Source organism: Shewanella fodinae, assembly GCF_014651955.1.
In the GTDB taxonomy this organism is placed as follows: Bacteria; Pseudomonadota; Gammaproteobacteria; order Enterobacterales; family Shewanellaceae; genus Shewanella; species Shewanella fodinae.
Genome location: NZ_BMXW01000017.1, coordinates 31,268 through 56,382 on the forward strand (window position 1 = coordinate 31,268; position 25,115 = coordinate 56,382).

Here is a 25,115-nt window from a genome sequence, read left to right on the forward strand (position 1 = left end):
TACTGGCATTAATTATTTCAAAGTGTGAATGCACTGATAACCTGGCCCTTTTCAGGGCCAATCGCAGTAATATCCTTGATTAAGATCAAGGCGTATTGCCTAGAGTCGTAGCACGGCTCAACACTTTCTAGAGACCGCAGATATTACCCTCTGCATCAATATCAATGTGCAGGTATCCAGGCGTGACACCGAGTCCCGGCATTGTCATCACATTGCCAGCCAAGGCCGTGACAAAGCCGGCACCGGCATTGAGTTTTAACTCATTAATAGGGATAACAAAGTCGTGAGGGACTCCTTTTAAAGAAGGATCGTGGCTGATGGACATCGGCGTTTTAGCGATACACACAGGTAATTGGTCTGCGCCGAGTTGCTGGATCTCCAGCAACTGCTGCTGTGCTTGGGTGGACAAAGAGACACCAGCAGCGCCATACCCCAGCTCTGCCAATGTTGCTAAACTGGCCCGCAAACCTGCTTCTGGGTGATACAGCGGCTGAAATGCCGCAGGTTGCTGCAGAGTCCGCAACACCGCTTGCGCCAGCCCTAATGCGCCAGCCGCCCCGTGACTAAAAGCCTCACTGACCACGCAATCTGCCGCACCGGCGGCAATAGCGGCTTGCTGCAGCCAAGCCAGTTCCTGTTCGGTATCCTGCGGAAAGCGATTAATGGCCACCACCACAGGAAGCCCATAGCGTCGGACATTATTGAGATGCCACACCAGATTCGCAAACCCCTGTTGTAAGGCTAAGAGATCAACGGCACCAATATCCTCTGGTGGTTTAGGCGCATGGCTTTTCAACGCCCGAAGGGTTACCACTAAGACAGCACAGTCTGGCGCATGACCAGAAGCGCGCACCTTGATATTGCAGAATTTTTCAAAGCCCATATCAGAACCGAAACCACCTTCAGTGACAACATAGTCAGCCAGTTTCAGGGCTATCTCATCGGCAATAATCGACGAATTGCCGTGGGCAATATTGGCAAATGGCCCTGCGTGGATCAGGCATGGTGCGCCGTTAAGGGTTTGCATGAGCGTCGGCTCAATCGCCTGACGCATGATAGCCGTCATGGCACCAGCAACGCCTAGTTTTTCTGCCGTTATCGGTTGCCCGTCCTTGTCAAAGGCCAGTAACAGCTTGCCGATACGTTGACGCATATCCTGCAAATCACGGCTAAGTGCCAACACCGCCATCAGTTCAGAGGCGGCCGTGATGGTAAAAGAGGAACTGTGTTCCGGGCCGTTATTGCGACCCTGGCCGACAGTTACCTGCCGCAGCGCTCGGTCGTTATGATCCATCACTCGCGACCACAGTAATCGCTCAGGGTCAATATTCAGCGGTCGCAAGCCACTTTGCTGCCAAAACGCTTCTGCGCCAAGCCGGATTTCATGGTGTAATCTTGCGTCCAAAGCCGCAGCCGCCAAATTGTGGGCACTGGTGACGGCATGAATATCACCGGTCAGATGTAGGTTAAGCTCTTCCATCGGCACCACTTGCGCGTAACCGCCACCAGCAGCACCACCTTTCACGCCAAATACCGGCCCCATACTTGGCTGACGCAAGCAAGCACATACACGTTTGTTGAGGGCATGTAATGCCTGAGCAAGGCCAATACTGGTGACGGTTTTGCCCTCACCATGGGGCGTTGGATTAACTGCAGTGACGACAATAAACTTACCACAAGGGTTCGATGCCAAGCGTGGTAAAACCTGTAGTTGTACTTTCGCTTTGGCGTCACCTACGGTGTGATATTCATCGGCGGCTAATCCCAATGATTGGGCGACTTCAGCAATAGGCCGCCGTGGGGTTTGACGGGAAATTTCAATATCTGACAGCATGTAGAAGTCCTGCTCTGAGGCGGGTTTTATTATTGAGCATGCATACTAGAGCAATCGCCACCCAGACAACAGTCGCGCGCTGTTTCAAAGCGTAAACACTGAATCCGTATCAAAAAAGCCATTGACCAGAGCCTTAATCCAAGAAGACGACGTGGCCCACTAAATGTGGCCGACGGCCTTTTTGATCCCGAAGCTCAAACAAGATACCGTCAGCAGAAGTTTCCGCATTAAAACTGACACAAGCAGGCATAAACAGGGGCAACTTAAACGCGACATCAATCGCAAACGGCCGCTGACCAATTTGCGGCATGAGTTCCGCCACACAGCGCGCCTTAGACCACATACCATGTACCAATACCCGGTCAAAACCAAAACGCTTGGACAACAGCGGATGCAAATGGATCAGATTATAATCGCCTGATGCTCTGGCATAGCGGCGGCCTAGATCTTCGCCTAATTCCCAAAAGACAGGCTCCTGCCAGTCCATATCAGTACCTTTGGGAGGTCTGGCTCGGCGACCTGGTTTGTCCATGCGGTACAGATAGGTTGATACGGCATCCCACACCAATTCATCACCACTATACACTTTGGACAATAACTCAAACTCCAGCCCGGAGTCGGTTTCCCGGCTCTCACCCACGGCACAGTCAATATCTAGCAGCTCATCGACAGCAACACTGCGGTAACAGCGGATCTGGTTACGCAGGTGGATCAGACCTAACAGCGGAAAGGTAATGGCTTCATGGGTAAAAATGGTGGCATGCAGTCGAAACGCTGCGACATACAGATAAGTGGGTGGCAATACTCTGCCATCAAAAGCAAAGCCACAGACATCAGCGTATTCAGCCACTTTCACCGCAGACAGTGGTACTTGTCTAGCGCTTACCTGAAGATGCGGCAAAGGTTGCTGGTCCCAGCCAGGCTTACGCCCGAAAAAAATCTTGCGATACAAGGAAAACAACGAGGGCATAGCCCGCAATTCCAAACAGGATTCCATCACCAACGGTTACCACTCCTATTGATTGAAGCGAACATTATAACCATAGTTTGTCTCAGGTCTTAGTCCGAATTTGCGCTATTACCTGCTGACACTGTGCTAATCGACTATGAATATGAGACACTAAGCGCTTTCCACACCCTAAGTTATTCCGCCGTGCAGGACAAGAATTTCGACAAATTGGCGCAAAAGTTTGCCCATAATATTTATGGCACCACCAAAGGTGACATCCGTATGGCCGTACTCTGGCGCGATTTGCAAGAGCAGTTACCCTTGCTTGGCAACCGCCCATTACGAGTGCTGGATGCTGGCGGTGGTTTTGGTTATTTCAGTCTTAAACTCGCACGGCTTGGCCATCAGGTGGTGCTTTGCGACATCTCTGAAACCATGTTGCAGCAAGCCCAGCAGCTGATTGACGCTGAGCCAGAAGCGGTGGATATCACCTTAGTCCATGCCCCGATACAGCAACTGCACATTGTCGAACACGGACAATTTGATCTCATTTTGTGTCATGCGGTGGCCGAGTGGTTGGTCGATGCCAGAGAGACGCTGGCACAACTGCTGACGTTGTTACATCCCGGCGGGCTTTTTTCCCTAATGTTCTACAACAAAGAAGCGATGCGGTTTCATGCGCTAACTGCCGGTAACTTCGATTACGTAAAAAACGGGCTTAAATCAAAAAAGAAAAACCGCTTAAGTCCAGAGCATCCGTTAGAGATCCCAACGGTTCGCCAATGGTTCGATGACTGGTCGGTCACCCTGCTTTGTGCTTCCGGCGTTCGAGTAATCCATGATTACATGAACAAACGCCTACCTGATAATTATGATGAGCGCCAGCTCATTGCCGTTGAACTAGAATACTCGCGCCGCGAACCCTATCTGTCACTGGGGCGTTATATTCATTTTCTCGGGCAAAAACGCTGATCCATCAGTGCTGATATCACACGAAGTTTGCCAACAATTGCGGACTTGAGCACCAGCTTGCTGCAGATAATCAAGCAAGTTGTGTGCTCCGGCGAGGTGGGCGCTGCCAACCGCCACAAATAGCGGTTTGGGTTGCTGCTGTAACAGTTGCTGCAGCCGCTGCGCCATCTGGCGATTGCGCTGCCACAACATTTTATCAAGCATCACCCCCCCACCTTGCGCCTGCAATTGCTCCTGCGTGAGTTTGGCGATGGTGTGCCGATCGCCTCGCTGCCAAGCCGTCACTAATGCCTGAATATCAGTCGCGGGTGCCTGAATACTGTCGCGTACCATAGCCCACTGAGTTGTTTCATCAAATGCTGCTAGCATCTGTAACTGTCCTTTGGCCGTTTCCAATTGCAACAAGGGCTTGTTACCTTTTAAGTTCAACAGCTGCTGCTCTACGCCAAACTGCGGTGACAATCCCATGCTGGCAAGTCGTAACATGCTGATCTGCACTGACTGCAACCAGGGCGAAAACTGCGCCAACTGTTGGCAAATGGCCAACGGCTGACAGTAATCATCCAGCATTTTCTGCGTTTCGATGTCCGCTTTTAGCGGGTGCATGCCATACTGTTGCACCCACAACGACATTTGGGGATCTTGCACGTCTGCTTCTAACACCAGCGCAGAAGCGTGCTTGAATGCCTGATCAATTTGCGTCGGCAACGGGTAAAAATCTGCTTTACCAACATGAAAGGACCCCAACACCCATGCGGTTTTTCCCTGATAATCCACCTGAAAAAACAAAGGCGTTATCGATGGTGCAGCAATGGCAACATTGCTCAAAACCAGGGCAAGTGCCCCCAGCAATTTCTTCCAACGGCTTGTTGATGCCATTGCGCTTCCTTATAATTTTCACAAATTCGTTATAGGACTCTCGTTATGCCATATACCAAGGTCATAGCGCAACTCAAGACCAATTTGCAGACGGCTTATCGACAAGCAGTGGATGCAGATAACAGTCTTGACCAGCTACAGCAGCAAGGCCACGCCAAGTTTGCCAAAATCTTCACAGATGATCAGGGGTTTACAACATCCAGTAACCGCTTCTTGCCCTATGTGCAGGAACTGGCTGAAATGGTTGCAGAGTTGGAAGAAGATAAAGCACCGTCACAGCAGCAACTGGAACACTTAGTGAAACAACTGGCAATTTTGCTGCAGACACTGGCACGCTTCAAAGAACAGGGCCGTCAGTAGCGCTCGATCACAGAACAGGCAAGCGCGGTTTCACTGTCATCTGTTTGTCACTGAAAATTCATATGCTGCTGCCCCGGTTCAGTTGAACGCGGTACAGGCAGATGACTCCCGAGCACGAGGTACTGCTGGAACAGATAATCCAGCAGGCAGATATTGCGATACATTTTCAGCCAATCGTCAACATTGACGCAAACCGCATGTACGGTTTTGAAGCGCTGAGCCGCGGGCCTGAACAAAGCCCGCTCTATTCCCCGATACATCTGTTCCGCGCAGCAGAACAGCAGGGGCGACTCTCTGAGCTAGAAACACTGTGCCGCACCCTAGCAGTGCAGCAGTTTCAACAACAGCAACTGCCGGGAAAATTATTCATCAACATCAGCCCGATGGCGTTGCTCGATCCGCGTCATCCCAAAGGCCACACGTTGCGACTGGCACAGCAACTGGGGCTACCGCCTTCATCGATTGTCATTGAACTGTCCGAGCAATATCCAGCTGAGGATATTGATCTATTAAAAAGCTGCCTCGACTATTACCGCCATCAGGGATTTCAAGTGGCGCTGGATGATCTCGGTGCCGGTTATTCTGGTTTACGCCTATGGTCAGAACTAGCCCCCGATTACGTTAAAATTGACCGTCATTTTATCGACCGTATTGATCAGTTTCCGGTAAAACAGGAATTTGTACGTTCCATTGTTACCTTATGCCAGAGTCTTACCTGTCAAGTGATCGCTGAAGGTATTGAAACCGAGGCAGAACTGGCGGTGTTACAACGTTTAGGTATTCAGTTGTGTCAGGGATTTCTGCTGGGTAAGCCACAACCGCGCCCATCCCCCAAACCACACACTTGGTTTCGGTCATTTCGCCAACAACCGCAACCACGCTATAACGAAACGGCCGATTGCCTGTGCCAAGAGGCAATTTCGCTGCCACCTACCACGCGACTAAAAAGCCTTAGCCATTTGTTTCTAGAGCGACCAGCCTTACAAGCAGTCGCCATTATTGAATACGATTTCCCATTAGGATTGGTGTATCGCCAGAGCTTGTTGGAGCTGTTCTCCACCCCCTATGGCCGAGCACTACATGAAAACCATCCGGTCACGGAAATCATGGATGGCGGCGTGCTGATGGTCGAGGGCTGTGAACCTTTATCCTCCGTCAGCCAACAACTGACATCCGATAACAACCAATATGTGGCGCAACAATTCATCATTTTGCAGCAGGGAAAGTTCCGTGGACTGGGACACACCCGAGATTTGCTGCAAAGAATTACTGAGCAGCGGATCCAGACCGCCCGCCATGCCAACCCACTCACGGATCTGCCGGGGAATGTGCCGATTCAACAGGAATTGTTACGACTGGGGCAACAACAACAGCCGTTTTATTTAGCATATCTGGATCTCACCAACTTCAAGGCCTACAACGACGTTTACGGCTTTGCCAAAGGTGATGAGGTGATCCGCTGTGTCGCGGAGCTATTAAGATTTCACGGGCGCCGGCACTTCATTGGTCATGTTGGTGGTGACGATTTTGTGATGATTGCTGCCGATACGGTCATGGTAGAACACTGCCGCCAGATCCTAGCCGAGTTTGAAGTGCTCAAGCGGCGTTTCTTTACCGAACAGCATTGGACAGAACAGAAATTTCTGGCGCGAAACCGTCAACATGAGCTGTGTATCCAGCCGCTAATGAGCCTGAGTGTTGGGATTATTCCGCCACAGCTTACCAAAGCCGCGAGTGAGGAACAGCTGTCACATCTATGTGCTCAGGCAAAAAAACAGGCAAAACTCACAGAAAGTGGATTTTGCCTGCTACAGATCCCACAAGAACAGATCGCCTGAAAATTACAGTTTTGGGGCAACGGTATTCTCAAACCAATCGCTTAATAGGGCTTTTTCATACCTGAAACTGGAATTATCAATATTGCTGATGCGATCCATAAAGCGCATATCCCGCAATTTTTCGGACCCGACCATTATCACCTGATCACCATCCAGAACCCGATAAGAGAAGTTAATCCGTGGCGGATAAATGTCTTTGACGATGCGGATATCACTGGTTGATGCCTGACCAAAGGTTGGCCGTAAATCGCCCGCTAAGTCCACATCTGTCACCACTAACTCCAGTTTCTCCTTACCTTTCAAAGCCTTTGCAGACGCCTTATCGAGCGCTTTAGTGAGCTCTTCAAACATCCGCTGCTCATAGCGTTTTTGTACCTCTGTTGCAGTACGAATATCGGTATACTTATTTGGAGTTTGCCACTCAATCTTGACTTTACCAGAGGTCGTTACTGGATTAGCCGCGGCGGCATCTTCGGTAGCCACAGCACAACCAGCGCTCATAATGCTCAGTACGCTGGCGAAAAACAGATAGCCAATTTTCATCTTTGCCTCCTTGTCGGCAACCTAACGACGATATCACCTTTGGCAATAGCCGTCTTTATGGTACTTAGGGTTACACTAAACGTCGCTGGATATTTGGATGTTGGATATAGCACCGAGTTCCAACTTTAAGTTAACTTTATCATTCTTTACAGCAATATAATTGCATCTATGCGGGAGAGCTTCGTGAAATTATCAGTCCCAGTCATCTTTACCTGCTGCCTACTGATCACCGTGTCTGCAGTGGTTTTCTGGATCAATCGAAATTCACAGCATACCATCCCTAACGACTGGACTGCTTTTGTTTATCACCACGGCTTTGGATCCGCAAACTATTTGAAAAAGGAAGGCTTTACTGATTATCAACAGTGCCGTGACTATGCCCGAACTCAATCGGCCAAATATGAAAACGCGCCTTGGGAATGTGGTGGTGGCTGCCGCTTTGATTCCCGCCGTCAGGGATATGTTTGCGAAGAGATGCGCAATCACTAATAGCTTATGCTATCGTCAATGACAGCGCTGTCTTCCGGTGTCATAGCGTTATTAACTAACGCGCTAGCTCGGCCACTTTTTTAGTGATGTTTTACCTGATAATTCGGAAAATTCACTTTCATTAGCTAGAGCCTTATGGCAAGTTAACAGCGCTATAACAATATCTACGGAAAGACAGAGAGTATAAAAAAATGAATAAAACCGAACTGATTGCCAGTATGGCTGAGAAATCTGAGCTAACAAAAGCAGAAACCGCCCTGGCACTTAAGTCTTTTGAAGCTGCGGTAACCGAAGCACTAAAAGCCGGTGACAAAGTCTCCATTGTGGGATTTGGCTCTTTCGAAACAACAACTCGGGCCGCCCGAACTGGCCGCAATCCGCTGACAGGCAAAGAAATTCAAATTGCTGAAGCCACTGTGCCAAAGTTCAAAGCTGGTAAGGCGTTGAAAGACAGCATTAGCTGAATTTGTATTGCTCAGTAAAAAACGCCTCTTGCTATAGAGGCGTTTTTATTTGTGTGAAACTTTTACATTGCACTATTTTTGTGCAACTAGCGCCATAATAATGCAGCAGTTTGTTTACATACAAGGCAATATTTGGTTAAGTTTTTGTAAAAACTCATTATTAATTTTTGGCACAGCTTTAGCTCATCTTTCTTTGGAATTACATCAGCACAATGAAAAGCCGACGTTCCGGCAGATTTCCGGATCTCCGGCAACTATAAGAGGGATAAAGGGGATGAGTATGAAACAAAAACTGCTGTCGCTGAGCGTGCTTGCAAGCTTAATGATGATTGCACCAATGAGCCAGGCCACGGTGACTGGAAATATCGGGGCAACGTCGAATTATCTATGGCGCGGTGTCACTCAAACTGCGGATGCTGCGGCAGTGCAAGGCGGCATTGATTACAGTCATGAATCCGGCTTCTATCTGGGCACCTGGGGTTCCAATGTCGACTTTGGCAACGACACCAGTTATGAAATGGATATTTACGGCGGTTTTTCCCACTCCCTCAATGATGACTTTAGCTATGACGTAGGCTATCTATACTATGGCTATCCAGACGCTACTGACTCTATCGATTTTGGCGAGTTGTACCTGAAGCTTAACTGGAAGTGGTTAGAAGTAGGTGTGGCTAAATTTGTGACCGCTGGTGATGATGTCGCTGCCGATGGTTTGGATGACAAGGATTACACCTACTATCATATCGCCGCTAGTTATCCTCTGGCGGACAGCATCACTTTGGGAGCCTATTACGCCTACTCTACAGGTGACGTGATTACCAGTTGGTACGGTGTCGATGACTACTCTGAATACAATGTGTCGGTCACCAAAGACACCAGTATCGGCGCTATTTCCTTCAAACTGGCAGACACCAATCTGCCAGACGATGACGTCAAATTTGTACTTGGCTACACCTACGAATTTGAATTCTAATAAATATCAATGAATTACAATAATAATATTAAGCAATAACAATAATAATCTGAACGGGTCAAGGTGATGCCAGGATGGCCACTATGATGATCCATGCTAAACTTCAGCCGTGCCTGAATCCGACCCGTCATCCGCGTTGCGGATGACGGGTTTTGTTTGATCAGCCTGCATCACTGTGGCTGCAGAAATTGTGTCATAAATTGCTCAGGTGGCATCGGCTTACAGTAAAGGTAACCTTGTAACAGATGGCAACCATGATCACGACAAAACTGGGCTTGAGCTTCAGTTTCAACCCCTTCCGCCACCGACAGCACATCAAAACCACTGGCAAAATTGATGAGCGCCGCCAGCAAGCGTCGCGCCCGTTCATCCTGTTCGATACCGGCAACGAAACTCTTGTCTATTTTCAACACCTTAATTGGAAAATCCTTCACATGTTCCAATGATGAAAAGCCAGTGCCAAAATCGTCCAAGGACAGCGTCACACCTATTGCCGCGACCGCCTCCAACACTTCTGCTAACTCTCTAGGTTTTTCGATCAGGGCGTTTTCAGTGATTTCAAGCTCCAACAGCTCCGCTGGTAACCCACTGGAAAGTAACGCACTTTCAACCTGTTGTAACAGTTTTTCACGAAGATTCTGCGAGGCCGACAGATTGACGGCAATACTCAAACGTCTGCCTGGCGCGAGTTGTTGCAACCATAGTTGGGTTTGTTGGCAAGCCGTCTGCAATACCCATTCACAAATGGCATCCATCATTCCTAGCTCTTCGGCAATAGGCAAAAAACTATCTGGCGCGATCAATCCGTCTTGGGGATGTTGCCAGCGCAGTAATGCTTCCATTCCTTCCAACACGCCGGTGTGGGCATTGAATTTTCCCTGATAAAACAGTCGAAATTGTTCAAGCTCAAGTGCCTGCCGCAGCCCGGTGGCAATATGCTGACGCCGTCGAACCGCCAAATCTAATGCCTCAGAATAAAACTGCAACTGGCTACGTCCACGCTGTTTAGCGCGATATAACGCAATATCAGCGCATTTCAATAATCCAGAACTGTCAGACGCTAAGCGCCCATAACAGGCTATACCGGCGCAAGCGCCGATAAATAGCGGCTGCGCATCGACTAGAAATACGGGTTGTAGTGCTTGCAGCAGAGCGGTTGTCAGTCCCTCAGCGATGCCTGAAACATTATTGCCAGTCAACACCACCACAAACTCATCGCCGCCAATGCGAGCCAGCAGACTGTTGTCTGGAACGACTTGACTCAAACGAGCTGCAACCTCCACCAATAAACGGTCACCCATCTGATGTCCATGAGTATCGTTCACCCCTTTGAAATCATCTAGATCCAATAAAATAAGGGCCAGTTCGCTATTTTTGCTTCGCGCTAACGCCAGCGCTCGGCTGAGGCTCATCTCAAAACCATAACGATTTAGCAAGTCGGTAAGAGAGTCGTGCTCCGCGAGGTTACGCAGGCGCTCATGTGTTTTTTGCAGAGCGCGACTCATACTGGCGCGTTGTTTTGCCAATCGAATAGCGCGGGTCAGGCGCCGGGTATTGACTTCATCTTTCAGCAGAAAGTCCTGTGCGCCCATTTCAATACAGCGATCTGCCAGATATTCATCCTCATAACGCGAGATCATCACCACGGCCGTGGCATCACCCGCTGACGAGTGCAGACTGTGTAACAGTTCCAAACCATCCGCATCAGGCAAACGATAATCAAGGATAATTCCGTCAAAATGTTGCTGACGAACCAAATCCAGCCCCACTCGACCACAGTTAGCTTCGACAACATTAAAGCCGATATCTGACTGCGCCAGAGCCCTTATAATCGCGGTTCTGTCAATCTCGTCGTCATCAATCAGCAATAGATCCATCTTGTTTTCACCCTGCATCAAATGGTAACACCACAACCTGCCAATAATTTTCCAGCATGTTAAAAATGCGCAGAAACTCGTCTTTGATATAGTGTTTGACGATGTAACCAGCAACATGGTGCTGGTACGCGGCGACCTTATCTTCATCAGCCGCAGAGGTGGTCAACACAAAGACAACCGATAGCGAAAGCTCCTCGTCATTGCGCAACTGCTCAAGAAATTCTAGGCCACTCATCCGTGGCATGTTCAGATCCAGCAAAATTAGATACGGCTGACTTACTTGTTTTTGTCGCAGCATTTGCAACGCTTCTAGCCCATCTCTGGCGCGTATCAGCGGATTCAACAGACGCAGTTGTTTCATTGTACGCACGACGGCCATATGGTCGATGTCATCGTCGTCAATCAGTAGTATGGTCACCTCCCTATAAGGTGTGGCTGTCATTTATGGAACTCCTTGAGGTTTTTTGGCCAGGTAAAATAGAAGCGGCTACCACGACCTTCTGACACTAGCCAGATGCTGCCGCCAAGACTTTCAACACACTTTCTTACCAGTGATAATCCTAGTCCACTTCCCTCCACTTCATCCCGTGGACGCAGTGTCTGAAAAATGGCAAACACTTTTTCATGGAATTGTTTTGGGATCCCAGGGCCGTCGTCCTCCACACAAAAGCAGTAAAAATCGTGCTGTTCGCTACAACTGACGTTGATAACGCCACTGTCTTTGTCATGGTGTTTGATGGCATTACTCAACAGATTGCGAAATACCAGCTCCAACGGCACTCGGGCGGTGACAAATTGGGGAAGTTCAGTGACAATTGCCAGATGGTAGGTGGGCTGCACGTTCACCAGAGAAAACACCTCTCGAACCAACTGCGCCGAATCCGTCATGACCAATTGGGCATCAACACGACCGATGCGAGAAAATGTTAGCAATCCTTCCAGCAGCAATTCCATGCGTTGTACCCGGCTACGGATCAGCCGCAAATATTTCTGTACTGTATCGCTGGCATTGTCAGCTAAATCCTCTGCCAGCCAATCAGACAGTTGTTCAATCCCCCGCAGTGGTGATTTAAGATCATGCGACGCAATATAGGCAAAACTGTCTAATTCGCTGTTAATCCGTTCCAGCTCGGCTGTATGTCGGGCTTTTTCCAGCTCCACTTGTTTGCGCTGTGAAATATCGTTAATCGTTGCCAGAACCGCAGGACCATTACTGAACACTAACGGCGTCAATCCCACTTCCACCGCCACCAATGAGCCATCACTACACTGCCCGTAGAGATCATCGCGGCTGGACATATTCTTGGCAATCGGGTGGCAGAAGTACTCCGCCATATAGTGGCTGTGATTACTGCGCTGCGCACTTGGCAACAGCATATTGACCCCTTGCCCAAGCATTTCATCGCGGGAGTATTTAAACAAGCGCTCGGCGTGTGCATTGACCAACGTCATCACGCCATCGTGGTTCACTATCACCAAGGCCGACGGTGATGCTTCAATCACTAACCTGAAACGCTCCTCGTTAGCGAGCAACTCCTGTGCTAACAGGCTTTCTTTAAAGCGTGCTTTAGCATTGTGATACAAAAAATAGAACAACAGCACCCAGAACAATCCACCAAATGCCAGTAACAATGCACGCTGTAATGACTCTGTCGCTGACACAAAACTGCCAGTGCTGCGTGTCACCAATAGCCATTGATGCCCACCTATTGTCAACACAGCTTCATTGTTATGATAAATTTCTGGCGGGCGCGGGTTGCTGCGATACATCAACTGAGATTCGTCCGACTGCTCGCCATCATAGATCTCCAACTGCAACGCCGAGAAGCGGTCACCGATAATCCCCTCCATCAGATTGTTCATCCGAAACGGCGCATAGACCATCCCTTTGGCCTGACGCTGACCATTTTTGCTTTCAGTAAACAACGGGAGGTACATCAGAAAACCGGCTTGCTGATCCTGACCAGTTTCCTGTACTAGCGTTATTCGCCCTGATACCGCCGCCTCTCCAGTCGCCACCGCACGATCTATCGCGTTGCGTCTTATTGGCTCCGAATACATGTCATAACCAAAGGCCCGTCGATTTCGCCAGTCAAACGGCTCCAAATAAACGATAGCCAAATAGAGAGCCCGTTCTCCTTCGGGATGCACCTTATAATCGGGGAACCCTTCCGCCCGAATAACCTGTTCCTCCGCCACCACCTGCTCTGGGGTCAGAAACTGGCTGTAGCCCATGCCTTGGATCCCGGGATAGAATTCATCTAATCGCGCGTTTGACACATAATGGCGCCACTCTGCTCTGGTTACGCCATTAGTGGATGACATAAACAGCCCCAAGCCACCCCGCAATACCTGCTCGTAAGCCCGCATCCTGTCGCTAATCGCATTTTTCAACAAACGGGTCTGGAACTCAAAACGCTCGACTCCGCGCTGTTCAATGTAGAAATTAAACAGATATCCGCCGACCAGAATAAATACCAACGCAAAGGTCATCACCAACCACAATGACAATGGAATCGAAAACTCAGGAAACTCCTGGTTTAGTTTTTGGGGCTCGGAACTGACGTAATCCTTTACCATCTGAGGCGACTCATCCTTCAGGTATCGACAGATGAAGTCTGGTAGTTAATTGAGAAAAATCAAGATGTCAGGCAAATAATGCTAAACGACAAATACTTGGAGGAACAAGTTTGCAAATTGCTGCGATGATCGCACTTTAGCAACAGCTCAATTGCTAAATTACTCATCAAGGAACCAAGTTATTGCCGGAGAGCAACAAAATTTTTTTGCAGTTCTGACGAATATTTTTTGCTTTGCAGCCGCATTTTTTTTGGCTAGAAATTTCGCATATATCTGTCATACAGGAGTTCTTTATGACCCATATAGTTGACTTAGTGCCCGACGATGCAGAAATTGAAGCAATGACCACTCCCAAAAACCGTCAGGCGGAGCACGCGCTGAAACACCGACGCGAAGTGAAACGCCGTCTCGAGGATTACTTGGAGCGCCTACAATTGCGCAAGGCTCTCGGACTGGATGATGACGAAGAGTATTAACTAAAACAGGGCATCAGCCCTGTTTTCCTTTAAAGTTTTGATTGTGTGTCAGCAGCATCTCTGCCTTGGCACCAAGATAGACGTACAGTCCCAAGGCAATCAGCAACCCTACCACTGCCAACATCATCAAGATTGCACTCTGAAGATATTCAATTTCTCCCAAGGATGCCTTAAACATTGTCAGCAGCGCTTCGATGGAAATGGCGATCAGAATGGTGGAAATAAAGCGGGTGATAGTACGCCGCGTAGAACTGTGTCTGAAGATATCTTTATGCATCAACACCTCCTCTTCAAGGATGGTTTTACCAAGATCAAATACCGCCAAGGCTAAGGTGATAAAGATAATAATACCGAATGGCTTGAGCGAGTCATGTTGCAGATCGCTGCCAAGCACCAACAGATGCCAGATATCCCGAGTGGCGATTAACATCAGCACTGCCACAATCACAAACAAACCGGCAACCAAGAGTGCGTATACTGCTTTAAATAACGGCGTGACTTTACGCCGCGTGCTATCCCCCATCATAAATTCAATCAGACGAGTGAGATTGATATCGACCACCACATATCCCTTTTGGCCGGAGGGCAACGTCAGCGCCAGCGACGCCGACAGGCATAGCTGACCCGAAGCATTGGAAAGATAAGGCTGCGTGATTTGAGTGCCGGTTTTATCACGGACATTCAGGTAATACGGGCGTTGACTACGATCTGGGCTTTCCCCCACCGACAATAGCTTTACTTGCTGATTAATCAAAGCCAAATTAGGGCTGATCTGTCGCCCAGCATTGTCCAGCAGATACATCAGCTCCACAAACGGATAACGTGCGGCAACCTCACTGAAAACCTTTATCGCTTTTCCTGTATCAGCAAACAGTTGCGTATCTGACATTCCCGTCAAAATCGACTCCAGCAACTCATGCACCAACGTTTCATATTCATGGTAGCGCTCGATCACACTGAGATAACTCATACTGGCCATACCCACCACTCCCGTTGGTCAAAACGTCATGCACTTCAAGCAGTTTTGATGCCAATAAGAAATACCATTTAAAACAACATATTAAAAATTATGAGTCAGGGGCGGATGAAACAATTTCAGGCAAGCGCACCAAAAGGAGGCAGCGAGGGACAGTCTGAAAAATTGTTAACAATACTGCCATTCCGTTGACTAATGAGTACACTTTTAGTTGTCGCAGTAACATGTTGTTATTTTGACAATATCTGTTTTATTGACGGTTTTTCCCCATCAATGAGTCACTTTTTCTCCTTATTCAATAAAAACTAATAAATAACAATAAATTTATTGATTTTTAACTTTTTATTAATTATTCATAATTAACTGTTACAAAAAGTAACAGTGTCTATGACTATGAGGAAGGATCCTTACCAATGAAAATGAAAACACTCACCGCAGCGCTTATTGCTGCATCTACCTTCACCCCCACTGTTTTTGCCGCATCAGTTGTACACCTTAAACCTGGTTCTGCCACAGCCCAATCACTGACACCGGCGGTTAATCCAGCTAAGGCGTTGGGGCTCTCTGACAGCCAGAGTTTTAAAGACAAAAAGATCAGCGTTGGCAAACACACAAAATCACGTATTCGCCAGTTCCATAAAGGCGTGGAGGTTTATGGTGTCTCGATGGCTGCCGATGTCAGCCCTATGGGCGTTTATTCCAATCTGTCCGGTCAGTATGTCACGGGTCTCGATACGGATGTCAGCAATGTCACACCGGCATTTAATGACAAACAGGCCATCGCCCTGGCATTGAAGGCTAATCATATGGAGAGCGCCCAGCGCAGTCAGGCAAAGCTCTATATCTGGCTAGACGAAAGCCAACAGGCACATCTGGCTTATCTAGTTGACCTGTTTGTATCAGATCCGCAACCCAGCAGGCCGTTTACTGTGATTGATGCGCTGAGCGGTGATGTTCTCAAACAATGGCAACAGTTAACCTATGCACAGCAGGCAACAGGGCCAGGCGGCAATGAAAAGACCGGAGAATACTTCTATGGTACCGATTACGGGTATCTGCAGGTCAACAACAGTTGCCAGATGGACAACACCAATGTCACCACACTGGACATGAATAATCGCACCAGCGGCAGTGGCACAGTGGTGCAATTTACGTGTCCTGACAGTCCAGAAAACTACGTAAATGGTGCCTACTCAGCCGAAAATGATGCCCACTACTTCGGTGGGGTGATCTTTGACATGTATTCTGACTGGTTCAACACTTCTCCGCTGACGTTTAAGCTGCAGATGCGCGTGCACTACGGCCGCAGCTATGAAAATGCCTTCTGGGACGGTACCGGCATGACATTTGGTGATGGTGCTACCACCTTTTACCCGTTGGTGAGTCTTGATGTTTCGGCTCACGAAGTATCCCATGGTTTCACTGAACAGAACTCAGGTTTGATGTATTCCGGTGAAAGTGGCGGGATTAACGAAGCCTTCTCAGATATGGCGGGAGAAGCGGCAGAATATTATATGAAAGGCAGCAACGACTGGATGGTGGGAGCCGAGATATTCAAGGGTAGCGGTGCGCTACGCTACATGGATCAACCGAGTCGCGATGGCACGTCTATCGACAGTGCCAACGATTATTACAACGGACTGGATGTACATTATAGCTCCGGCGTATTTAACCGAGCCTTCTATCTGCTGGCAACCAGCAGCGGCTGGGATACCAAAAAGGCCTTTGAAGTTTTTGTAAAAGCCAACCAGCTCTACTGGAACGCTAACTCTGGCTTTGATGACGCCGCATGCGGCGTTTCTCAAGCAGCAAACGATCTGGGCTACAGTGCTAGCGATGTGGAAACTGCTTTTGCTGGCGTTGATGTGGATGCAAGCTGTAATACCACCCCGCCACCTGCCACAACTGGCGAGCTGTTAAACGGTCAGCCGATTAGCGGTATCACAGGGACTAGTGGCTCTGAACAACGCTGGACCTTTGCCGTACCTTCTGGGGTGCAAACAGTGACTATCTCCACCAGTGGTGGTAGCGGTGATGTGGATCTGTATGTGAAATATGGCAGCGAGCCTACCAGCAGCAGCTATGATTGTCGCCCCTATCGCAGTGGCAACACCGAAAGTTGCAGCTTCAGACGTCCAAGCGCGGGAACCTTCTATATCATGTTGAAGGGATACTCAGCATATTCTGGCGTCACCCTGACAGGCTCTTACTAAACGACCCATCCTGATTAACCCAAGAGGGCAGCGGTTGCTGCCCTCTTTAATGGGATTTTCCACTCACATTGACTTCTGCGCCGCCAGCGCTTTCTGCTTTTTAAAATATTCGCGGGTCAAGCGGAACACTACCGGACTCAATAGCAACAAAGCGATAAGATTTGGCAATGCCATCATGGCATTGAGGGTGTCAGCCAGTAACCAGATAAACTCCAGTTTTGCTATCGCGCCAATCGGTACCACCAGCGTAAAGAGCAAGCGAAACGGTTTAATGGCATTAACACCAAACAAAAACTGCACACATTTCTCGCTGTAGAAACTCCAACCAAGAATGGTGGTAAAGGCAAATATCGCCAGCGCTACGGCAACCACATAATTGCCAATAGGAAAGGCATGACTGAAGGCATAAGATGTCAGCGCCGCACCGTTTTCACCAGAACTCCAGGCACCAGAAACCACAATGGCCAACCCAGTAATGGAACACACCACTATGGTATCGATGAACGTACCGAGCATGGCTACCAACCCCTGAGTTACCGGGTTATTAGTCTGAGCAGCCGCATGGGCAATTGGCGCACTACCAAGACCTGCTTCATTGGAAAAAACCCCTCGGGCAACACCATAACGGATAGCTGCCCAGACGGCGGCGCCAGCGAAACCACCCTGTGCTGCCACCGGTGTAAAGGCACTTTTTACCACCAACACAAACGCAGCTGGAACATCATCGATATAAACGACTAATACGGCCAAACCTGATACCACATAAAAAATCGTCATCAGAGGTACCAGCTTGCCAGCAACATCAGCGATGCGTTTGATACCACCCATCAACACCGCCCCCACCAACAACATCATTACCACACCGGTAATCCACGGCTCAACGTGAAAGTTAGAGGACAACGCATCGGCGACTGAATTTGCCTGCACCGTATTACCGATACCAAAACCAGCAAACGCGCCAAAAAAGGCGAACAAGGTACCCAACCAAGCCCATTTACTGCCAAGACCATTCTTGATGTAATACATCGGACCACCGATATGGTTGCCGTGTTCATCTTCTTCGCGGTACTTCACAGCGAGCACCGCTTCAGAAAACTTAGTCGCCATACCGACCAAGGCTGTACACCACATCCAGAACAACGCACCAGGTCCGCCCACCGCAATGGCGGTAGCAACGCCTGCAATATTGCCAGTACCAATAGTGGCTGACAGCGAGGTCATCAAGGCATTAAACGGGCTGATCTGCCCTTTTACATCCGCATCTTTTTCCGGAATACGGCCAGACCAAAGCAATTTAAAGCCAGTACCTAATTTAAGTACTGGCATCAATTTCAAACCAATAGAGAGAAACAATCCTACACCGAGGATCATCACCAGCATAGGAACCCCCCATACCAGTGAATTAACTTGATTGACCAGCGAGACTATGACTTCCATCCAAACCTCATGTCGTTGTTATTGTTATAAACGTCATGCCAGACTTAGTAGAAAAACCCATGACTGGCACAATGAAGCCTCAGGTTACAACGAATGATTAACAATTGGAAATAGCCAATGCCACCTACGGTGGTATCTTCTGTAAGCCGATGTTTGCGAGATTCAGTTCTGTGGGCAATGGCGCTGGCGTTGCTGCCAGTGAGGTAACAACTGTACCAACATGACTGACAGTACAATAAGCACTATTCCCGCCTGAGATAGCAGATTCAATGGAGTAGCAGAAAAACTGCCACGCCACCAACCCAACTGCACCACCAGATCGGTAGCGGCAAAGCTCAGCACCGGCGTCAGTGCCATCAACGCGCCTACCTGTGCCGCTGGCCAGTATTTCATTGCTTGGCCAAAACAGCCATAAGCCACCAAAGTACTTACTGCACAGAAAATGGCGATCCACCATTGTTCAATATTCATCGTATAGAACGGCGATATGTCACTAAATGGCAATAACACCGGCAAAGAAAAACCATAGATGAACAGCAACACATTTGCAGGCGACAAACGACGTCCTAGTGACTTCTGCAATAACGCATAACTGACCCAACTGATCACCGATAGCTGCACAATAGCGACACCCACTAGGATCTTACCCGCACCGCTGGCACCGCTAAGAAATGGATTGAAAAATAGTAACATGCCGCCAGCGAGGGCAGAAAAACACAGCAACTGAGTACGAGAGAAACGCTCCCCAAAAAACAGTACGCCACCAAGCGCCAAAAAGAACGATGAGGTCTGGAAATTGAGCTGCACTGTACCAGGTGCCAAGTATTTCAAGGCAAACACAAAGCTGACATAGTTACCGATGAGCAACAGCGCAGCCAGCGCCAACTTCAACCAATCTCGCCGACGTAATTGCGCAAATTGCTGCAAGCCACCAAGCAAGCATTGCTGCAACAAGGTTGCCACAAATGCAACGCCAAACCGGAACCAAGTCAAGGTCACAGGATCAATAAACTCCGCAGACAATTTCAGGGCAATAGGCATTACCCCCCAAAATATAACCGTGGTGGACATAAAAATTAACCCTAAACGGGCAGCACTAGCAGACAAGGAAGACTCCGGAACAACGAACGAGGCACGACTGCAGGGAAGGATTCGCGAACAGCGACTATGCCGGACCACTGTATTTTGCCGAAATAGCGCACCGCCGCCAAGCGCTATTGGATATGCGCCAGCATTTTTACATAGGCCGCAATATCAGTTCAGCCACGCTAAACGGGGTAACTGCGTCAAATCCAGTTTATCGGCCAGATTGACAATCACTACTTCCGCACCTCCCTGCTGACGTAACACCTGCTGCAGAGTTTCCTGTGCCGTTGGTTCACCGTGCACTAGCAATAATGGTGGCGAATTGTTGAAATGTTGGTACCAATGCAATAGTTCTTGTTGATCCGCATGGGCTGACAGACCACCGACCGTATGGATCAGCGCATTTACCGGCACACTTTCACCATGTACCGTCAGCTCAGTGGCACCATCCACTAATAAGCGTCCTGGCGTGCCCCGCGCCTGGAAGCCACAAATGATAATGTCACATTCAGGCCGGAACAGGTTATGTGCCAAATGACTGCGGATGCGGCCGCCATTACACATACCGCTGCCCGCAATGATGATCAGCCCTTGGTGGATATGGTTCAGCGCTTTCGACTCTTCAGTGCTTTGAATAAACTGCACATTACTGAGTAACGGATGGTTACCAGGATTAAGCTGTACAAAACGACGGAAGTCGTCATCCATCAAGGGATAATTGCGCACGTAAACTTTAGTGGCCTCAATGGCCATCGGGCTGTCGAGACACACTTGCCAACGGCCCAGATCCCACTCCTTAGCATACAGATGAAACAGATACAGCAGCTCCTGTGCCCGCCCTACGGAAAATGCCGGGATCAGAATATTGCCACGGCTTTCACTGATCGCCTTGGCAAAAATGGCTTTCAGTTCCTCTAGCGTTGCTTGCCAGCTACGGTGGCTGCGGTCACCATAAGTGCTTTCCATCAACACCAGATCTGCTGCGTCGATTAAGGTGGGATCCCGTAAAATTGGCATGCCAGCACGCCCGAGATCACCACTGAACACCAGTTTTTTTTGACAACGGCCATCGTCCAGCCACAGCTCCAACATCGCGGAGCCGAGAATATGCCCAGCATCACTCAAGCACACACTGATGCCGGGAACAGGTTCAAAACGTACGCCGTATTCTAACGGCACAAAGTGCCGCAAGACATTATCGACATCTTGGTCATCAAACAGTGGTGCCAATGGCGGCAGATCCTGCTTTAAGCGCTTTTCGTTTTCTCGTTCAACTTGACGTTGTTGCAGCGATGCCGCGTCACGCAACATGAAAGCGCACAGCTCAGCGGTCGCTTTTTGAGTATAAATGGGGCCGTCATAACCGCGCTTCATCAACAATGGTAACCGACCGGAATGGTCAATATGTGCGTGGCTAAGCACCACGGCAGTGAGCGTATGGGGGTCAAACGCAAAAGGGTCTTGATTACGCAGTTCGTCCTTTTTACCGCCCTGAATTAAGCCACAATCCAGCAGTAACTGAGCACCATTGAGTTCCAACAAGTGACAGGAACCCGTCACTTCTCCTGTGGCACCCAAGCATTGCAGCGTCATAGTCATAAGCCATCTCCGCCAGCTGTCCTTTACCTTAATCCTACGCGCTATTGCGACAAAAAGCCTGTTTCGTTTAGCATTTTTACTGTTTTGGTAGGGCAAAAGAGATGGCAAACGTGAGTAACAACAAACCGCTGCTAAACCACAAACAAGCGTTCAATCCATATTGTTGATACAAAACTCCTGAAAGAACGGTCCCCAGCAAACGCCCGGCAGCATTCGCCATGTAGTAGAAACCAACATCCAGAGATACCCCGTCTTCGCTGGCATAATGCACAATCAGAAAACTGTGCAGTGACGAGTTCACTGCAAACACCGCCCCAAACAGCCACAGTCCTCCCAGTAGCCACCAGTGCGGATCAGCGCCCGCCTGTAACATTGAGGCCATAACTGCCGGTAACGCCATCAACAATGCCACCCAAAACACGGCCATCATCCGGCCCGGTGTTTGCACTGCCCCTTTTTTGGTGCCAGTGAGCACTGGCGCGAGTGCCTGCACTATGCCATACGCTATCACCCAACTCGCCAAAAATGAGCCGACCAGCCAGTTATCCCAGCCTAGATGCACACTTAAATACACCGGCACCGCCACCACAAACCACACATCGCGGGAAGCAAATAAACATAACCTTGCCGCAGACAAGATATTCACCGCGCGGCTTTTGGAAAAAATATCACGAAACTTAGGTTTATTTTTGGCCTTGCCTAAATCCTGACGCAAGAGGGTCAGCGACAACTGCCAGACCACCAGCAATCCTAGCGCCATCACCAGCACTGCACCTTCAAAACCTAATAGCGTCAGTAGCGCGCCGCCGAGGAAAAAACCTACGCCTTTCAGAGTATTTTTCGAGCCGGTCAGTAACGCCACATAACGGTACAAGCGACCTTGCGTATCATTGCCACTGACCAGAGTTTTCACCGCGCTCTTGGCACTCATTTTATTGAGATCTTTGGCAATCCCAGACATGGCCTGTGCGGCCATCACCCAAGGCACCGTCAACCAAGCTGCGGGCACCAACAGCATCGCCAACGCAATAATCTGTATGCCAAGGCCTAGGTTCATGGTGCGATTGAGGCCGATTCTGGCACCGAGCCAACCGCCAATCAGATTAGTGACCACCCCAAAAAACTCGTAGAACAGAAACAGCATGGCAATCGATAGGGCGCTGTACCCCAAATCATTGAAATACAGCACCACCAACATCCGTAAGGCACCATCAGTCAGCGTAAACGCCCAATAATTGCCGGTAATAATCAGATACTGGCGCAGTGCCGGACTCACAGGGATCATTAATGGGCATCTCCACTATCGGCCTGACCGACCAGCACTGCCAGTTCAGCGGTACGATTGGCATAACCCCATTCATTGTCGTACCAGCAATACAGCTTTAGCTGAGTGCCGTTGATCACCATAGTAGACAAAGCATCAATGATGCTGGAGCGCGGATCGGTACGGTAGTCCACTGACACCAACGGCCGTTCTTCATAACCCAGAATACCTTTCAATTCGCCGTCAGCGGCTTCTCGCAGTAACTGATTCACCTCGGCTTCAGTCGTTGACCGTTGCAATTCAAACACACAATCGGTCAGCGAAGCATTAGCTAACGGGATCCTCACTGCATGGCCATTCAGCTTGCCCTTGAGTTCCGGGAAGATATGGGTAATCGCCGTGGCGCTGCCAGTAGTGGTCGGGATCAGGCTTTCACCACACGCGCGGGCACGGCGCAAGTCTTTATGCGGTGCATCGAGAATTGTTTGGGTATTGGTTAAATCATGAATGGTGGTCATTGACCCATGGCGGATCCCCAGTTTTTCATGGATCACTTTCACCACCGGCGCCAGACAGTTAGTGGTACAGGAGGCAGCCGTGACAATGGAGTGCAATGCCGGATCAAATAACTGCTGGTTCACCCCCATCACTACATTGAGTACCCCTTCCTCTTTGACCGGGGCAGTAACCACGACCCGTTTCACCCCTTGTTGCAAATAAGCTTGTAACAGCGCCTTACTGCGCATTTTGCCCGAGGCTTCAATCACCACATCGCAGCCGAACCAGTCGCTATCCGCAATGGCTTTGTTGCCGCTCACCGCAATCGCCTTGCCATCAATCAGTAATTGTTCACCGTTGGCACTAATCTGTCGCCGCCAACGACCGTGCACCGAATCAAACTCCAGCAGATGCGCTAGGGTGGCAGCACTACCAGCCGGATCGTTGATCTGCACAAACTCCAGCTCTGGCCATTCCCAGGCGGCACGTAATACCAGTCGGCCAATACGGCCAAAGCCATTGATTCCTACACGGATCGTCATCGGATATCCTCTTTATTTATTTGGCTAACCAGGCTTCAATCTGTGCTTTCTGTGGCATAGAACCGCTGTGCACTACCTGTTCATCGATGACTACTGCCGGCGTGCTCATCACACCGTAACCCATGATCACTTCTGGATTGGTTTCTTTGCTGACGGTGGCAGCAACGCCGTGTTCTTTCACAACTTCAGCAATCAACTCCGCAGTTTTGACACACTTAGTACAACCACTTCCCAACACAATGATATTTTTCATATTTTGCTCCTTAAAGCATTGGACCTATCAGATTAAATAACCAACCGATCAAGGTGAATGCCAGCAGCAAAATGCCAAAAACACTGGCTAACAAACGCCACTGCATTACCTGTTTCAACAACACAAATTCAGGAAAACTGGCGGCAACTGTCGCCATACAAAACGCCAAAGTGGTACCAACGGGTAAACCGTTTTGCAACAGGCTTTCCATCACGGGCACAATGCCCGTCACGTTGGAATACAACGGCACTCCGATTAACACTGCCAGCGGTACTGACCACCATTGTCCCTGCCCTAAATGGTCTGCCACCCAGCCTTCTGGCACAAAACCGTGTAACGCGGCACCGAGTCCAACACCAATAAACACCCATTTCCAAACCCGGCCGACAATCTCTTTGGTTTCCGCCGCCGCGAAATCGTGGCGCGCTTGCCAACTCAATTGCGGGAGTGTTTGTGGCGTTCCGCAGCAGCTAACTTGTTGCTGCTGCCCTCGCTGTAGCGCTTTGGCAGCAAACGACTGTAACCAGCGCTCAGCGTGAATCGCATCCAGAAAAGCACCCGACACCACCCCCACCAACATACCGACGACCACATAAATCAACGTGAACTGCCATCCCAACAAGCCCACAAGCAACAACACCGCCACTTCATTGATAAGCGGTGAAGTGATGAGAAACGCCATAGTGATCCCTATAGGGATCCCCGCCGAGGTAAATCCAAGAAATGCCGGAATACTGGAACAGGAACAGAAAGGGGTCACTGCGCCAAAGGCGGAACCGAGCAGATAACCTGTCAGGCGGTTTTTACCTGCAAGATAATCCCGGACTTTTTCAACATTGAGCGATGCCCGTAACAAGGCAATCACATAAATCATCAACAGCAACAGCACAAAAATCTTGCTGGTGTCTTCCACAAAAAAATGCAGCGCTTCGCCCAGACGACTTTGAGGCGCCAGCGACAACACCCCGTAAACCAGCCAATCCGCTAACGCGGTGAAAATTGCGAACATTTGA

General features: G+C 49.3%; 23 protein-coding genes. 8 read left to right on the forward strand and 15 right to left on the reverse strand.

Annotation, left to right across the window (positions count from 1 at the left end):
• Window positions 1-127 precede the first annotated feature (127 nt).
• Complete coding sequence (locus IE064_RS14105) at window positions 128-1,834, reverse strand: formate--tetrahydrofolate ligase (protein WP_189618317.1); 1,707 nt, start codon at window positions 1,832-1,834, stop codon at window positions 128-130.
• A gap of 133 nt (window positions 1,835-1,967) precedes the next feature.
• Window positions 1,968-2,804, reverse strand: a complete 837-nt coding sequence (locus tag IE064_RS14110) for a MaoC family dehydratase (protein WP_133037520.1) — start codon at window positions 2,802-2,804, stop codon at window positions 1,968-1,970.
• Between the two features lie 183 nt (window positions 2,805-2,987).
• On the opposite strand from IE064_RS14110, the gene IE064_RS14115 reads away from it, so the two are divergent.
• A complete protein-coding gene (locus IE064_RS14115) occupies window positions 2,988-3,755 on the forward strand; it encodes a methyltransferase domain-containing protein (protein ID WP_189618379.1) in 768 nt (255 codons plus the stop codon).
• Here the strand turns inward: IE064_RS14115 and IE064_RS14120 are convergent.
• Complete coding sequence (locus IE064_RS14120; RefSeq protein WP_189618318.1) at window positions 3,714-4,634, reverse strand: TraB/GumN family protein; 921 nt, start codon at window positions 4,632-4,634, stop codon at window positions 3,714-3,716. The genes IE064_RS14115 and IE064_RS14120 overlap by 42 nt on opposite strands.
• 45 nt (window positions 4,635-4,679) lie before the next feature.
• Here IE064_RS14120 and IE064_RS14125 point away from each other — a divergent pair, with 45 nt between their 5' ends.
• Window positions 4,680-4,994: a prephenate dehydrogenase gene (locus IE064_RS14125; protein WP_133037370.1), complete on the forward strand. Its 315-nt coding sequence runs from the start codon at window positions 4,680-4,682 to the stop codon at window positions 4,992-4,994.
• Between the two features lie 101 nt (window positions 4,995-5,095).
• Window positions 5,096-6,832 carry a GGDEF domain-containing protein gene (locus IE064_RS14130; protein ID WP_189618319.1) on the forward strand — a complete coding sequence of 579 codons (1,737 nt, stop codon included), beginning with the start codon at window positions 5,096-5,098 and terminating at the stop codon, window positions 6,830-6,832.
• A gap of 3 nt (window positions 6,833-6,835) precedes the next feature.
• On the opposite strand, the gene IE064_RS14135 is transcribed toward IE064_RS14130, so the two are convergent.
• Window positions 6,836-7,375, reverse strand: coding sequence for a DUF3016 domain-containing protein (locus IE064_RS14135; protein WP_189618320.1), 540 nt, complete (start codon window positions 7,373-7,375; stop codon window positions 6,836-6,838).
• Window positions 7,376-7,558: 183 nt separating this feature from the next.
• Between IE064_RS14135 and IE064_RS14140 the strand changes: the two genes are divergently transcribed.
• From IE064_RS14140 to IE064_RS14150, 3 genes are all read left to right on the forward strand, one after another.
• Window positions 7,559-7,864, forward strand: a complete 306-nt coding sequence (locus IE064_RS14140) for a hypothetical protein (RefSeq protein ID WP_189618321.1) — start codon at window positions 7,559-7,561, stop codon at window positions 7,862-7,864.
• A gap of 191 nt (window positions 7,865-8,055) precedes the next feature.
• Window positions 8,056-8,328 carry an HU family DNA-binding protein gene (locus IE064_RS14145; protein WP_133037374.1) on the forward strand — a complete coding sequence of 91 codons (273 nt, stop codon included), beginning with the start codon at window positions 8,056-8,058 and terminating at the stop codon, window positions 8,326-8,328.
• Between the two features lie 280 nt (window positions 8,329-8,608).
• Window positions 8,609-9,301 carry a TorF family putative porin gene (locus tag IE064_RS14150; RefSeq protein ID WP_189618322.1) on the forward strand — a complete coding sequence of 231 codons (693 nt, stop codon included), beginning with the start codon at window positions 8,609-8,611 and terminating at the stop codon, window positions 9,299-9,301.
• Between the two features lie 170 nt (window positions 9,302-9,471).
• Here IE064_RS14150 and IE064_RS14155 read toward each other — a convergent pair whose 3' ends face one another.
• The 3 genes from IE064_RS14155 to IE064_RS14165 are packed head-to-tail and all read right to left on the reverse strand — an operon-like array spanning window position 9,472 to window position 13,758.
• Entirely contained in the window at window positions 9,472-11,178 is a 1,707-nt protein-coding gene (locus IE064_RS14155) for a putative bifunctional diguanylate cyclase/phosphodiesterase (protein WP_189618323.1), read from the reverse strand.
• 7 nt (window positions 11,179-11,185) lie between these two features.
• On the reverse strand, window positions 11,186-11,620 hold the full coding sequence (locus tag IE064_RS14160) for a response regulator (RefSeq protein ID WP_189618324.1): 435 nt from the start codon (window positions 11,618-11,620) through the stop codon (window positions 11,186-11,188).
• Entirely contained in the window at window positions 11,617-13,758 is a 2,142-nt protein-coding gene (locus tag IE064_RS14165) for a CHASE domain-containing protein (RefSeq protein ID WP_189618325.1), read from the reverse strand. The genes IE064_RS14160 and IE064_RS14165 overlap by 4 nt, the downstream gene beginning before the upstream one ends.
• Before the next feature lie 293 nt (window positions 13,759-14,051).
• On the opposite strand from IE064_RS14165, the gene IE064_RS14170 reads away from it, so the two are divergent.
• Window positions 14,052-14,234 carry a PA3496 family putative envelope integrity protein gene (locus tag IE064_RS14170; protein ID WP_133037379.1) on the forward strand — a complete coding sequence of 61 codons (183 nt, stop codon included), beginning with the start codon at window positions 14,052-14,054 and terminating at the stop codon, window positions 14,232-14,234.
• Window positions 14,235-14,247: 13 nt separating this feature from the next.
• Here the strand turns inward: IE064_RS14170 and IE064_RS14175 are convergent, their stop codons facing one another.
• The gene (locus IE064_RS14175; protein ID WP_189618326.1) at window positions 14,248-15,213 is read right to left on the reverse strand and encodes a PDC sensor domain-containing protein; all 966 of its coding nucleotides are present in this window, start codon (window positions 15,211-15,213) and stop codon (window positions 14,248-14,250) included.
• Between the two features lie 410 nt (window positions 15,214-15,623).
• Between IE064_RS14175 and IE064_RS14180 the strand changes: the two genes are divergently transcribed.
• Window positions 15,624-17,423, forward strand: a complete 1,800-nt coding sequence (locus IE064_RS14180) for a M4 family metallopeptidase (protein WP_229800064.1) — start codon at window positions 15,624-15,626, stop codon at window positions 17,421-17,423.
• Window positions 17,424-17,486: 63 nt separating this feature from the next.
• Here the strand turns inward: IE064_RS14180 and IE064_RS14185 are convergent, their stop codons facing one another.
• The 7 genes from IE064_RS14185 to IE064_RS14215 form a co-directional block, all read right to left on the reverse strand.
• Entirely contained in the window at window positions 17,487-18,860 is a 1,374-nt protein-coding gene (locus IE064_RS14185; protein ID WP_189618327.1) for an alanine/glycine:cation symporter family protein, read from the reverse strand.
• Window positions 18,861-19,022: 162 nt separating this feature from the next.
• Entirely contained in the window at window positions 19,023-19,967 is a 945-nt protein-coding gene (locus IE064_RS14190) for a DMT family transporter (RefSeq protein ID WP_268244772.1), read from the reverse strand.
• Between the two features lie 147 nt (window positions 19,968-20,114).
• A complete protein-coding gene (locus IE064_RS14195; RefSeq protein ID WP_189618328.1) occupies window positions 20,115-21,545 on the reverse strand; it encodes an MBL fold metallo-hydrolase RNA specificity domain-containing protein in 1,431 nt (476 codons plus the stop codon).
• A gap of 76 nt (window positions 21,546-21,621) precedes the next feature.
• Window positions 21,622-22,830 carry an organoarsenical effux MFS transporter ArsJ gene (gene arsJ, locus IE064_RS14200; protein WP_189618329.1) on the reverse strand — a complete coding sequence of 403 codons (1,209 nt, stop codon included), beginning with the start codon at window positions 22,828-22,830 and terminating at the stop codon, window positions 21,622-21,624.
• Window positions 22,830-23,849 (reverse strand): ArsJ-associated glyceraldehyde-3-phosphate dehydrogenase, encoded by a 1,020-nt coding sequence (locus IE064_RS14205; protein WP_189618330.1) that lies wholly within the window; start codon window positions 23,847-23,849, stop codon window positions 22,830-22,832. Before IE064_RS14205 ends, arsJ begins: the two co-directional genes overlap by 1 nt.
• Before the next feature lie 16 nt (window positions 23,850-23,865).
• Window positions 23,866-24,102: a thioredoxin family protein gene (locus IE064_RS14210; protein ID WP_133037385.1), complete on the reverse strand. Its 237-nt coding sequence runs from the start codon at window positions 24,100-24,102 to the stop codon at window positions 23,866-23,868.
• A 10-nt stretch (window positions 24,103-24,112) separates the two neighbouring features.
• Entirely contained in the window at window positions 24,113-25,111 is a 999-nt protein-coding gene (locus IE064_RS14215; protein ID WP_189618331.1) for a permease, read from the reverse strand.
• Between the last annotated feature and the right edge of the window lie 4 nt (window positions 25,112-25,115).

Excerpts from the sequence above, each read along its gene's own strand:
- arsJ (WP_189618329.1), bottom strand. The coding sequence starts at position 22,830 with ATGATCCCTGTGAGTCCGGCACTGCGCCAGTATCTGATTATTACCGGC.
- IE064_RS14165 (WP_189618325.1), bottom strand. The coding sequence starts at position 13,758 with ATGGTAAAGGATTACGTCAGTTCCGAGCCCCAAAAACTAAACCAGGAG.
- IE064_RS14160 (WP_189618324.1), bottom strand. The coding sequence starts at position 11,620 with ATGACAGCCACACCTTATAGGGAGGTGACCATACTACTGATTGACGAC.
- IE064_RS14120 (WP_189618318.1), bottom strand. The coding sequence starts at position 4,634 with ATGGCATCAACAAGCCGTTGGAAGAAATTGCTGGGGGCACTTGCCCTG.
- IE064_RS14205 (WP_189618330.1), bottom strand. The coding sequence starts at position 23,849 with ATGACGATCCGTGTAGGAATCAATGGCTTTGGCCGTATTGGCCGACTG.
- IE064_RS14155 (WP_189618323.1), bottom strand. The coding sequence starts at position 11,178 with ATGGATCTATTGCTGATTGATGACGACGAGATTGACAGAACCGCGATT.
- IE064_RS14110 (WP_133037520.1), bottom strand. The coding sequence starts at position 2,804 with ATGCCCTCGTTGTTTTCCTTGTATCGCAAGATTTTTTTCGGGCGTAAG.
- IE064_RS14130 (WP_189618319.1), top strand. The coding sequence starts at position 5,096 with ATGACTCCCGAGCACGAGGTACTGCTGGAACAGATAATCCAGCAGGCA.
- IE064_RS14185 (WP_189618327.1), bottom strand. The coding sequence starts at position 18,860 with ATGGAAGTCATAGTCTCGCTGGTCAATCAAGTTAATTCACTGGTATGG.
- IE064_RS14195 (WP_189618328.1), bottom strand. The coding sequence starts at position 21,545 with ATGACTATGACGCTGCAATGCTTGGGTGCCACAGGAGAAGTGACGGGT.
- IE064_RS14135 (WP_189618320.1), bottom strand. The coding sequence starts at position 7,375 with ATGAAAATTGGCTATCTGTTTTTCGCCAGCGTACTGAGCATTATGAGC.
- IE064_RS14175 (WP_189618326.1), bottom strand. The coding sequence starts at position 15,213 with ATGGCCAGTATGAGTTATCTCAGTGTGATCGAGCGCTACCATGAATAT.
- IE064_RS14150 (WP_189618322.1), top strand. The coding sequence starts at position 8,609 with ATGAAACAAAAACTGCTGTCGCTGAGCGTGCTTGCAAGCTTAATGATG.
- IE064_RS14125 (WP_133037370.1), top strand. The coding sequence starts at position 4,680 with ATGCCATATACCAAGGTCATAGCGCAACTCAAGACCAATTTGCAGACG.
- IE064_RS14170 (WP_133037379.1), top strand. The coding sequence starts at position 14,052 with ATGACCCATATAGTTGACTTAGTGCCCGACGATGCAGAAATTGAAGCA.
- IE064_RS14105 (WP_189618317.1), bottom strand. The coding sequence starts at position 1,834 with ATGCTGTCAGATATTGAAATTTCCCGTCAAACCCCACGGCGGCCTATT.
- IE064_RS14145 (WP_133037374.1), top strand. The coding sequence starts at position 8,056 with ATGAATAAAACCGAACTGATTGCCAGTATGGCTGAGAAATCTGAGCTA.
- IE064_RS14215 (WP_189618331.1), bottom strand. The coding sequence starts at position 25,111 with ATGTTCGCAATTTTCACCGCGTTAGCGGATTGGCTGGTTTACGGGGTG.
- IE064_RS14210 (WP_133037385.1), bottom strand. The coding sequence starts at position 24,102 with ATGAAAAATATCATTGTGTTGGGAAGTGGTTGTACTAAGTGTGTCAAA.
- IE064_RS14180 (WP_229800064.1), top strand. The coding sequence starts at position 15,624 with ATGAAAATGAAAACACTCACCGCAGCGCTTATTGCTGCATCTACCTTC.